The following is an 11,332-nucleotide window of genomic DNA, read 5'->3' as shown; positions in this document are numbered from 1 at the left end:
CCCGCGGGCGGGCGACGACCGGACCCACCGTACCGGGCGCCGGGGTGATGGGGGAATCCCGGTGCCAGCCGGTGTGCGGCGGCCGACCGGCGGGCCACCGTGAACGCCGACGGCCCGCCCGGATGAACCGGGTGGGCCGTCGGCTGAGGAGACGAGGAACGTCGTGGAGCGTCAGTGCATGTGACGCTGGGCGATGGCGAGGATCTCGTCGCGGACCGCGGGCGAGTTGGCGGAGCGCAGCGCGCGCTCGATGGCGCGGGCGCGGCGGTTGGCGTCGCGGCGGGTGCGGATTCGCTCGATCATGCTCATGGGTCTCTCCTCCTGGCTATTCGGTTGTTGGCCCCTGGTGAGTCCATTGAACCGCGTTCCGCCCGAGAAAGCCATCGATTATTAGGTGAGCTGAGACACCAGCCGAACATTCGAAGGTGGACCGGCCCGTGTGCTGATGTTCCGTCGCTCAACGGAAACGGCCGGTGTGCCGGGCGTTAACCCGTGGCACACCGGCCGTCCATCGGTCAGCCGAGACGGACCGGTCAGGTCCAGGCGAGCAGCGCCGCCTCCGGATCGGCGAGGAAGTCACCCACGTCCCGGAGGAACTTCGACCCGAGCTCCCCGTCGATGATCCGGTGGTCGAACGACAGGCCGAGCGTGGTCACCTGGCGCGGACGCACCTTGCCCTTGTGCACCCACGGCATCTCGCGCACCGCCCCGAACGCCAGGATCGCCGACTCGCCCGGCGGCAGGATCGGCGTACCGGTGTCCACCCCGAACACACCGACGTTGGTGATGGTCAGGGTGCCGCCGGACATGTCCGCCGGGGACGTCTTCCCGGCCTTGGCCGTCTGCACCAGGTCGGTCAGCGCGTCCGCCAGCTCGCGCAGGGTGAGCCGGCCGGCGTCCTTGATGTTCGGCACGATCAGGCCGCGCTCGGTGGCCGCCGCGATGCCCAGGTTGACGTACTCCTTGACCACGATCTCGTCGCCGGCCCAGGAGGAGTTGACCATCGGATGGCGCTTGACCGCCAGCAGCACCGCCTTGGCGACCAGCAGCAGCGGCGAGACGCGGACGTCGCGCCACTCCCGCCGGCTGCGGAGCCGGTCCAGGGCCTTCATCGCCCGGGTCACGTCGACGGTCAGGAACTCCGTCACGTGCGGGGCGGTGAACGCCGAGCGGGACATGTTCTCCGCGGTCAGCTTCCGGACCCCCTTGACCGGGATCCGCCGCTCGCGGTCGGCGCCGAAGCTCGCCGCCGCCGGCGAAGCCACCGTCAGCGGCTCGGCCGCCGTCGGGGCCCCGCTCGCCGCCCGCTGGACGTCCTCCCGGGTGATCGAGCCGAGCGGGCCCGAGCCGGTCAGGGTCGACAGGTCGACGCCGAGGTCCTTGGCGAGCTTGCGTACCGGGGGCTTGGCCAGCACGAGACCACCGCGGGTCGCGCCGCCGTGCCCGTTGCGGTCGCTCGCCGCCGGCGTGACCACCGGCGCGGGGGCCGGCCGGACCGGCTCCGGGGCCGGCTGGACCGGCGCGGGGGCCGCCTGCGCCTGCGGCGGGACGCCGCCCTTGCGGGGGCGGCGCTTCGCGGCGGTGGTACGCGGGCCGTAGCCCACCAGCACCGCCGTCCGGCCACCCGGGGCCGGCCCACCGATCAGGCCCGGCTCGACCGCGCCCTCGGTCGGCGCGACCTCGACCGCCGCCAGCGACGCCGCCGACGGGGTGGGCAGGTCACCGGCCGGTGCGCCGGTGGTGGACGGCGTGTCCACCGGGCCGGCGCCCGGGTCGGTGTCGATCGCGATGATCGGCGTACCGACCTCGACGGTCGTGCCCTCGCCGTGGAAGATCGCCTGCACCTTGCCGGCCCACTTCGCCGGGATCTCGACGGCCGCCTTGGCGGTCTCGACCTCGACGATCGGCTGGTTCAGCTCGATGGTGTCGCCCACCTTCACCAGCCAGGTGAGGATCTCGCCCTCGGTCAGGCCCTCGCCCAGGTCGGGAAGGTTGAACTCCTTGATCCGCGACATGCCGCTCACCAGCCGAAGGTGCGGTCGACGGCGTCGAGCACCCGGTCGAGGTCGGGCAGGTACTCCTCCTCCACCCGGGCGGCCGGGTAGGGGGTGTCGAAGCCGGTCACCCGCAGCACCGGGGACTCCAGGGAGTAGAAGCACTCCTCGGTGATCCGGGCCGCGAGCTCGGCACCCATGCCCAGGTTGCCCGGGGCCTCGTGCACCACCACGGCACGGCCGGTGCGACGCACCGACTCGTAGACCACGCCGAGGTCGAGCGGCGAGAGCGTACGCAGGTCGATGACCTCCAGCTCGCGGCCGTCCTCGGCGGCGGCGGTCGCCGCGTCCAGGCAGGTGCGCACCATCGGCCCGTACGCGAGCACGGTCGCGTCGGTGCCGGGCCGCGCGACCCGGGCGGCGTGCAGCGGGTACGCGTCGGCGAGCGGCGCGTCGACGTCGACCGAACCCTTCTCCCAGTAGCGACGCTTGGGCTCCAGGAACACGATCGGGTCGTCGGAGGCGATGGCCTGCTGGATCATCACGTACGCGTCCTGCGGGTTGGCGCAGGAGACGACCTTCAGACCGGCGGTGTGGGCGAAGTACGCCTCCGGCGACTCCGAGTGGTGCTCGACGGCGCCGATGCCGCCGCCGAACGGGATGCGGATCACCATGGGGATCCTCAGCTTGCCGCGCGAGCGGTAGTGCATCTTCGCCACCTGCGACACGATCTGGTCGTACGCGGGGTAGACGAAGCCGTCGAACTGGATCTCGCAGACCGGCCGGTAGCCGCGGATGGCCAGGCCGATCGCGGTGCCGATGATGCCGGACTCGGCGAGCGGGGTGTCGATCACCCGCTGGTCGCCGAAGTCCTTCTGCAGTCCGTCGGTGATCCGGAAGACGCCGCCGAGCTTGCCGACGTCCTCGCCCATGATGACGACCTTCGGGTCGTTCTCCAGGGCCTTGCGCAGGCCGACGTTGAGGGCCTTGCCGAGGGTGAGCGTCTCCGTGGCCATCAGTGCGCGCTCCCCTCGAACGACTCCAGGTACTTGCTGAACTGCTCCCGCTGCTGGTCGAGCAGGGGGGACCCGTTGGGGTAGACGTGGTCGAACAGGGTGGCCGGCTCCGGGTTCGGCATCGCGAGCACCCGCTCGCGCAGGTGCACCGACTCGCGGCGGGCCTGCTCGTCGACCTCGGCGAAGAAGTCCGCGTCGGCGATCTGCTGCTTGTCCAGGAAGGCCTTCATCCGGGCGATCGGGTCCTTGGCCTGCCACGCCTCGACCTCGCTGGCGATCCGGTAGCGGGTCGGGTCGTCGGAGGTGGTGTGTGCGCCCATCCGGTACGTGTACGCCTCGATGAGGCTCGGGCCCTGGCCGTGCCGGGCGTTGTCCAGCGCGTGCTGGGTCACCGCATACGTGGCCAGCACGTCGTTGCCGTCCACCCGGACACCCGGGAAGCCGAAGCCGGCGGCCCGCTGGTAGAGCGGGATGCGGGTCTGCCGCTCCAGCGGCTCGGAGATGGCGTACTGGTTGTTCTGGCAGAAGAAGACCAGCGGCGCGTTGAAGACGCCGGCCCAGACGAACGACTCGTTCACGTCGCCCTGGCTGGTGGCGCCGTCGCCGAAGTAGGCGATCACCGCCTCGCCGTCCTCGGTGCCGGTCCGGCCGTCCATGGCGACACCCATGGCGTACCCGGTCGCGTGCAGGGTCTGCGCCCCGATCACGATCGTGTACATGTTGAACTTGAACTCGTTCGGGTCCCAACCGCCCTGGTCGACACCGCGGAACAGGCCTAGCGGCATGATCGGGTCGATGCCCCGGCAGTAGAGGACGCCGTGCTCCCGGTAGGTCGGGAAGGCCATGTCCTGCGTACGCAGCGCCCGGCCGGACCCGACCTGGGCCGCCTCCTGGCCGAGCAGGCTCGCCCAGATGCCCAGCTCGCCCTGCCGCTGCAGGGCCGTCGCCTCGGCGTCCAGCTTCCGCACCAGCACCAGGTCGCGGTAGAGGCCGCGGTACTCCTCGTCGGTGAAGTCGACGCGGTACTCGGTGCCGTCCGGCCCGGTCACGCTGTCGATGCGCTCACCCTCGGGGGTGAGCAGCTGTACCAGCTCGGGGTCGCCGGTCGCGCCCTTCCTGGACCGGGGTGCGGCCCGCCGGCCGCCTCTGGTGACCCCGGGGTCGCCCTTTGCCATCCGTCTCTCCCTGTCGTGTCTGCGTCGGCACCGGGGGGTCACCCGGTAACACGCAACTCCTGCGCCTGTCCGGCTGGTGCCGGACCGGTTCCTGGCGGCCGCGCCTAGCCCCGGTGGGGGTTGCCACGCGGCGTGAGCCGGATCCAGGGGAGTGGATCCGGTTCGGGAGCGCCGGCGCCCAGCCGTGCCGTCCGCGGGGGTGCGCGGCGGCCCGGCTGCGTTGCCGTCGTGGTCCATAGTCGCATCACACGTGAGCGGGCCCACAGTCCGGCTGGCCCGCACCTCGCCGCCCGTCCGCTTCGTTACACGGATTGCCGAGTGTCTGTTCCATCGACGCGCCGCCTTTTCGGTGCTGGTTTGTCGCCGTTCAGGTACATACGCGTGTCGACACGCTGTATCGGGTTGGCTGACGCAGCGTGACTGAGCCAGGGTGAGGGCGCGGGACCGCCGCGCCGCTCCCGGGCCGGCCACGGTCGCCCGCCGGCTGAGGGGACGACGAGGAGGAAGTGCCGTGTCCGAGCCAGGTGACGCTCCACGACCGCTGATCTACGGCCAACATCGTTCGGGTACGGGCTACCGCCGGATCGTCGGCGCCCACCGGTCGCCCGGTGGCGGAGGGCCGTCCCGGGGCTACCTGTTCACCGTGGCACTCCTCGCCGGCGCCGCCTCCATGCCGATCCTCGCCGCGATCAGCACCGGCTCGGCCACCGTCGGCAGCACGGCCCTGCCCGACGCCGCCACCCCGTTCATCCCCACCCCGTCCGTGGGGCCGGTCGTGATCCCGCTGCCGGCGGCCAGTCAGCCCCGCGTCGTGCCACCACCCACGCCGACGCCCGTCGTGGACGTCCCGAACGCCCCGACCTGGCGCTCCGTCGTGCCGCCGGTGCGGCGTCCGGCCCGTCCCGCCCCGCGGCCGGCGCAGGGTGGCCTCGCCGGCCCCGCGCCGCCGCCTCCGCCGGGCACGACCCCGTCGCCGACCCCCACGCCGAGCCCGACGCCCGATCCGACGCAGAGCCCGACACCGACCGACGGTCCGACCGTGTCGCTGGAACCGTCGAGCAGCCGGCCGCCGCCGGAGTCGACGCCCACCGACGAACCGACCGGGCCCGTCGCGACCGGCGAGCCCCCGGAGCCCGAGCCGACGGGCGAGCCGTCCGGACCGGTGGCCAGCGGTGGGCCGGAGCCGACCGAAGGGGCGGACGTCCCGAGCCCGACCAGCGCTCCTCCGGCAGTTCCCGCCGGTACGTCGTCACCCACCACCGACCCGGCGCCGACGAGCGCACCACCACCGGTCCCGGTGGGCGCGACCCCACCGGCTGCCGGCTCCACGGCCGGGCCGGGCGGTTCGACGCGGTCGCCGGCCGTCACGACGGCCACCGTCGAGGACCGGTGAGCCCCGGCCGTCGACGTGCCGGCCGGCGGCGGGACGGCAGCGGTGCCGCGCCGGGCGGAGCGGACGGCACCGGCACGCCCGGGGCGGCCCGGGGGCTCCGGCTGGCGCGGACGGTCACCGAGCTGACCGCGCCCGCGGTCCTGGTCTCGGTCCTCACCGTCCTGGTCGCCTGGCACGGCGCCCGGGGCGGGGTCGACGGTCTGGCGTGGGGCCTGCTCGCCACGGTGTTCGTCAGCGGCATCCCGTTCGCGTACATCGTCGGCGGGGTCCGCCGGGGACGGCTCACCGACCATCACGTCGGGGTCCGGGAGCAGCGCCGGGTGCCGCTGCTGTTCGGGCTCGGCTCGGTGGCCGCGGGTCTCGCCCTGCTGGCGGTGCTCGGTGCGCCGCGCCCGGTGCTCGGCCTGGCCGCCGCCGGACTGGTCGGGCTGGTGGTCGCGGTAGCGGTCAGCCACTGGTGGAAGATGTCGATCCACTCGGCCGTCGCCGCCGGCACCGTGGTCGTCCTGGTGCTCACCTTCGGCGCGCGGATGCTGGTCACCGCGCCGTTGCTGGCCCTGGTCGGCTGGTCCCGGGTGCGGCTGCGGGACCACACCGTGCCACAGGTGGTCGCCGGCGGCGCGCTCGGCGCCCTGGTGGCGGGCCTGGTGTACGGCACCCTGGGCTGACCCGCGTTGAGCGCGGCCGAGGCACGACTCGGCGGGGCCGATCCGGTGGCGGCCGTCCGGGATGCGGTGCAGTAGCGGGGGGCCGAGACTCAGGCGCCGTCGTCGGTCAGGTGGTGGCGGTTGGCCTCGATCCAGGCGTCCAGAGCGGCCGGGTCGTCCGGGTCGACGCCGTCGGCCAGCAACTGGGCGACCGCCGCGGTCGCCGGGCTGCGCCGCTCGCCCGTGGTGTAGAGGCGGGCGAACTCCGGCACCATCTCCTCGATCGCGGCGTCCGTCCGGGCCGCCGCAGTCTCCGGCAGCCCCTTCTTGCGGGCGGCGTACGCGGCCCAACCGCGCAGCACCCGGGGCAGCAGCGCCGCGTCGTCCATGTCCAGCACGGCCCGCCGGTGCACCCAGTCCAGCAGGAACAGCCCGGCGACCGTCGGGCTCCACCGCAGCGGGTCGGGGTCGGTGAAGGTGGCCGCGTGGTCGAGCAGCAGGCCGAGGCAGAAGTGCAGGGAGGCGAGCTGCGAACCGTCGACGGTGTCCAGCCCGAACCGGGTGGCCTCCGGTGCGGCGAGGAACCGCCGGACGAGGTCCGTACGCTCCGCGGCGGTGAGCGGCTCCAGCACCCGGACGGGCGCCTCCCGGCCCACCGGCAGCAGGGCCAGCCGGGCCCCGACCAGCGCCCGGTCGGTGGCGAGCGATCCCTCGCCGGGCAGCTCGCTCAGGTCGTCGGTGACGGCCAGGTGCCGGGTCACCTCGGTGTGCATGCGCGCCGGCTCCTCGTCGCGGAACCAGGTCAGCTCGTCACCGGAGCACATCCGGCGGATCTGGTCGAGGACGCGGGCGGGCGGGCCGCCCACGAAGACGTCCTTGGTGATGCCGATGTTGTGGTCGACGAGCGCCACGAGCGCGTGCTCCGGCCCGCCCGCCGGGTCGTCGTACGCGAACGTCGCCAGGTACGACGTCTGGTCGCCGTACACGTCCCCGTACGACCAGCAGCCGGTCAGGTGGACCCGGCCGAGCTGCCCGGACCAGGCGGGGGCGGCGGCGCCGGGGCGGACCCGGTCGGCTCCCGTCGCGTCCGGCACCAGGGCGGCGAAGACCGATCGGATGGTGGTCGCCGCCGCCGCGCGCCGGCGGGAGGTGGCGGCGAGGAAGTGGCCGACGAACTCGCGGACGGCGTCGTCGCGCCGGGTCTCGGCGACCGCGTACACGCTGCCGAGCAACGCCGCGCCGAGCATCTCGGCGTCCAGGGCGTTGTCGAGCTTGGCCACGTCGCGGGCCGCGTGCAGCACCGCGTCGTAAGGGGTCTGCGGAGTTCCCATCCACCGACCCTACGCCGCGACCGGCTTTTAGGTCGCCCGGAGCGGCGTGGGCACCTCCGCGGGTGGGTCTGTGGCCGCACCCGGCGCGCCGGTCGGCGGCCTCTGCCAGAGCCCGGCGCCCGTCAGCGACCTCCTGCCCCAGCGCGTCCGGTCAGCGGCGGGCGGCTTCCGCCAGAGCCCGGCGCGCCTCGGCGTACGACGACAGCACGGCGCGCACCGGCGTGAGCACGTACGCCGCCCCGACGTCCGCCACCGCGGCGGTGAGCCGCTGCTCGGCCCGCCGCCGTGCCCGCCGCGCCGCCCAGCGCAGCGCCGGCCGGGTCAGCGCCGCCACCAGCAGCCCGGCGAGCAGGCCGCCGAGCAGCAGCAGGGTGGGCAGGGGCACCACGCCGACGGTCGGATTGTCCAGCTCGGGCAGCCCGAGGGCGCGCAGCGCGTACCCCAGGACGAGCCAGCCCAGCCCGACCACCGCCGCGGCCGTGACCAGCCACTGGAGGCCCCCGACGAGCCGCCACCACAGCGGCCGGCTCCCCATGCCGAGGTCGGTGCGGGCGATGGCGCCGTCCAGCGCGTCGGGCAGGTCGGTGAGCCGGGAGCGGGCAGCGGCGGTCACCGCGGCCGGCCAGGACGCCGGCAGGCCCGCGCCGGCCCGGTCGGCCACCGACCGGATGGCCAGCCCGAGCGCAGAGCGCTGCGCGGCGGTCGGGTCGGGCACCGAGGTCGCGGCGACCAGGCTCTCCGCCGGGTCCTTGCCGTCGCCGGGGGCGCCCGGCAGGTGCAGCCGGCGCAGCGGATCGGGCCGCAGCCGCCGCCAGCCCCGGACCAGCGGCCAGCCGGTCGCCGCCGCGCCCCGGTGCCGGTACGCCGCCTCGACCGCCTCCGCGACGGCGGCCACCCCGGCGGCGCCGGCGAGGGCCCGGTGCAGCCCGGCGACCGTCGAGTCGTTCAGCCCGGCCGGCTCGCCCGCGTCGACCAGCTCGGTCAGGTCGGCCACCACCGCGTCCAGGTCACCGCGCAGTCGCCGCAGCGCGGCCTGCCGCTCGGCGACCGCCCGCTCCAGCGGCTCCCGCAGCCCGGCGATGCCGTCCGGGTCGACGGCGGCGGTGGCCAGCAGCGGTACGCCGTCCAGGCCGTCCGCGTCGAGCAGTCGACGCAGGTCGGCGAGGACCCGGGGCAGCTCGGCCGGGGGCAGCCGGTCGGCCTGGTTGAGCACGACGAGGGTGACGTCCCGGTGCCGGTGGAACTCGCGCAGGTAGCTCGTGTGGATCACGCGGTCGGCGTACTTCTGCGGGTCGACCACCCAGACCACCAGGTCGACCAGGCCGAGCAGCCGGTCGACCTCGAGCTGGTGGGACCGCTGCACGGAGTCGAAGTCGGGCAGGTCGAGCAGGATGAGACCGTGCAGGGTCGACTCGTCGTCGCCGTCGAGCACGCTCTCCCGGACGAACCGGTGCCGGGGCAGCACGCCGACCCAGTCCAGCAGCCGGGTGGCGTCGTCCAGCGGCCCCCAGACGCAGGCGTGCGTGACGCCGGTGGTCGGGCGGCGCACCCCGACCGGCGACAGCTCCATCCGGGCGAGGGCGTTGAACAGGCTCGACTTGCCGCTGCCGGTGGCGCCAGCCAGGGCCACCACGGTGTGGTCGCGGGACAGCGCGAGCCGGGTGCCGGCCCGCTCGACCAGGGTGTGCGCGGCGACGAGCTGCTTGTCGGGCAGGTGGCCGTCGACCAGCCCGAGGAACCGGCTGACCGCCTCCAGCCGGGCGACGAGGGCGCCGGCGTCCACCCGCTGCTGACCGCGGAACGCCTCGCGCATCCGCCCGGCGATGTTGCTCACCGCGGCCCGTCCTCGTCGGCCGGCGCGTCGGCGGTGAGGCCGCTGCGACGCCGGGCCAGCTCCACGCGCTCGGCCGCCCGGCGCAGCGTCTCGGCGGTCTCCGGGGCGGGCCGCGCGGCCGCCGTCCGGGTGAGGTAGCGTGCGGTCTCCTCGTCCAGCAGCGTCCGCACCCGCGCCAGCAGGTCCGTCCGGGCCTTGTTGGCCAGCGTACGCACCGCCTGGTCGCCGAAGATCGCTTGGAGCACGGCCTGCCCGGCGACCGTCGTGCCGGCCCCGGTGGCGACCTCCAGCCCGGTCGGGATGAAGGCGGTCGAGGCGAACACGGCGATCATGACGGCGAGCCCGGTGGCGTTCACCGCGTACGCGGCCGTCCGGGCCACGAAGCGCTTGTCGCCCCCCTCGGCCCGCACCAGGTCGAGCACGCCGCGCTGCCACTCGCGGACCAGCCGTTCGGCGCGCTCGGGCAGGTCGGGTGACGGATGGGCGAGCTCCGGGTCGAGCAGCACCGCCCCGGCGGGATGGGCCCGCCACGCGGTGTGCGCGGTCTCCGCCGCCTCCGAGGCGACCCCGCGCAGCAGCGTGACCAGCTGGGACTCGATCGCGACCCGCAGCTCGGCGGCGGGGGCCGGACGGCCGGTCACCGCGGCGACGATGCGGTCCCGCAGGCGCCCGATGCGCGCCTCGAGCGTGCGGAACAGCTCGCCAGTGCCCACGAACTCCTGCCAGCGGGCCAGCACCTCGCCGCGCAGCAGCCGCCCGTCGGAGAGCCCCTGCTCGACGGTGCGGTGGGCGCTGCGGTACGAGGCGGCGACCCGCTCGTCGAGCGCGTCGGCGGTGGCCCACTGCTCCTCGGCGGCCGCGGCGAGCCCGTCGACGGTCGGCTGGAGTGTCGCGAGCGCCCCGTCGAGGGTCTGCCGGACGACGGCGGCCCGGGCGTCCGCGTCGGCGGCGAGCCGGGCGAACCAGTCGGCGAGCGGGGCGGTGACCTGCTCGGGGAGCAGACCCTGCCCGTCCACCCAGGTCTCGGGGAGCACGAACAGCGGCGCCGAGCCGAGGCCCTGGTCGGCGAGCATCTCCGACAGGTGGGCGGCGACCTCGTCGCCGGCCTCCGGCGGCACCCGGTCGAGCACCATGGCGATCACCGTGCCCCGGGCCTGGGCGGTGCGCAGCAGCTCCCAGGGGACGGCGTCGGCGTACCGGGCGGCGGTGGTGACGAAGAGCCAGAGGTCGGCGGCCGCGAGGAGCTGGCCGGCGAGGGCGCGGTTGGCGTCGACCACCGAGTCGATGTCGGGGGCGTCGAGGAAGGCAAGCCCGGGCGGGAGGGCCGGCGCGGTGACGAGGTGCAGGGTGCGCGGGTCCTCGCTGGGGGCGCCGGTGCGGGTCAGGCCGGGCAGCAGCTCGCCCTGGCGGAACCAGCTCGAGTCGGCCGGGTTGCACACCAGCACCGGGGAGCGGGTCGTGGGGCGGAGCACCCCGGCGGCGCTCACCCGGGCCTTGACCAGGCTGTTGACCAGGGTCGACTTGCCGGCGCCGGTGGACCCGCCGACCACCACGAGCAGGGGTGCGTCGAGCCGGCGGAGCCGGGGCAGCAGGTAGTCGTCGAGCTGGTCGGTGAGCGCCCGGCCGACCCGGGTGGCGGCCCCGGCGGAGGGCAGCGCGAGCGGGAAGCGCGCCGTACCGATCGCGGCGCGCAGGCCGGTCAGCGCGGCGGGCAGGGTGTCGTCCCCGGTGGTGGCCGGGGCCTCCCCGGCGTCGGTGGGGCCGGTGCGGGCAGCGACGGCGGGCGCGGCGGAGTGGGTGGCGGGATCGCCGTGCGTCGTCACCGCTAAAGCGTGCCCGACCGATGCAATGGAAAACAACCGGACAGTAATAACGGGTAGGTTGCGTCGGGTCGGCTCAACCCCGACTTGACGATCGCCCACGGCATGGCACTATTGAGTCA

The 11,332-nt window shown here is 74.9% G+C and carries 9 protein-coding genes; 2 read left to right on the top strand and 7 right to left on the bottom strand.

Annotated elements, in window-relative coordinates:
• Positions 1-171 precede the first annotated feature (171 nt).
• The 4 genes from ACTMS0_RS04250 to pdhA form a co-directional block, all read right to left on the bottom strand.
• The gene (locus ACTMS0_RS04250; RefSeq protein ID WP_167999123.1) at positions 172-309 is read right to left on the bottom strand and encodes a hypothetical protein; all 138 of its coding nucleotides are present in this window, start codon (positions 307-309) and stop codon (positions 172-174) included.
• A 224-nt stretch (positions 310-533) separates the two neighbouring features.
• A complete protein-coding gene (locus ACTMS0_RS04245; RefSeq protein ID WP_441153734.1) occupies positions 534-2,024 on the bottom strand; it encodes a dihydrolipoamide acetyltransferase family protein in 1,491 nt (496 codons plus the stop codon).
• Entirely contained in the window at positions 2,021-3,010 is a 990-nt protein-coding gene (locus tag ACTMS0_RS04240) for an alpha-ketoacid dehydrogenase subunit beta (protein WP_441153733.1), read from the bottom strand. Before ACTMS0_RS04240 ends, ACTMS0_RS04245 begins: the two co-directional genes overlap by 4 nt.
• Positions 3,010-4,185, bottom strand: a complete 1,176-nt coding sequence (gene pdhA / locus ACTMS0_RS04235) for a pyruvate dehydrogenase (acetyl-transferring) E1 component subunit alpha (RefSeq protein WP_441153732.1) — start codon at positions 4,183-4,185, stop codon at positions 3,010-3,012. Before pdhA ends, ACTMS0_RS04240 begins: the two co-directional genes overlap by 1 nt.
• Before the next feature lie 511 nt (positions 4,186-4,696).
• On the opposite strand from pdhA, the gene ACTMS0_RS04230 reads away from it, so the two are divergent.
• Together ACTMS0_RS04230 and ACTMS0_RS04225 are read left to right on the top strand one after the other, a co-directional pair.
• Positions 4,697-5,578: a hypothetical protein gene (locus ACTMS0_RS04230; protein ID WP_441153731.1), complete on the top strand. Its 882-nt coding sequence runs from the start codon at positions 4,697-4,699 to the stop codon at positions 5,576-5,578.
• Between the two features lie 101 nt (positions 5,579-5,679).
• Positions 5,680-6,246, top strand: coding sequence for a phosphoesterase PA-phosphatase (locus tag ACTMS0_RS04225; RefSeq protein ID WP_441154005.1), 567 nt, complete (start codon positions 5,680-5,682; stop codon positions 6,244-6,246).
• Positions 6,247-6,335: 89 nt separating this feature from the next.
• On the opposite strand, the gene ACTMS0_RS04220 is transcribed toward ACTMS0_RS04225, so the two are convergent.
• The 3 genes from ACTMS0_RS04220 to ACTMS0_RS04210 all read right to left on the bottom strand — a co-directional run bounded on the left by ACTMS0_RS04220 (position 6,336) and on the right by ACTMS0_RS04210 (position 11,213).
• Entirely contained in the window at positions 6,336-7,556 is a 1,221-nt protein-coding gene (locus ACTMS0_RS04220; RefSeq protein ID WP_441153730.1) for a hypothetical protein, read from the bottom strand.
• Positions 7,557-7,707: 151 nt separating this feature from the next.
• Complete coding sequence (locus ACTMS0_RS04215; protein WP_441154004.1) at positions 7,708-9,369, bottom strand: GTPase; 1,662 nt, start codon at positions 9,367-9,369, stop codon at positions 7,708-7,710.
• Between the two features lie 17 nt (positions 9,370-9,386).
• Positions 9,387-11,213, bottom strand: coding sequence for an ABC transporter (locus ACTMS0_RS04210; RefSeq protein WP_441153729.1), 1,827 nt, complete (start codon positions 11,211-11,213; stop codon positions 9,387-9,389).
• Between the last annotated feature and the right edge of the window lie 119 nt (positions 11,214-11,332).

The sequence above is a fragment of the Micromonospora sp. H33 genome (assembly GCF_052068455.1).
Classification (GTDB): Bacteria; Actinomycetota; Actinomycetes; order Mycobacteriales; family Micromonosporaceae; genus Micromonospora.
The sequence above is the reverse complement of the archived record's forward strand: the minus strand, read 5'-3'. Positions and strand labels throughout refer to the sequence as shown.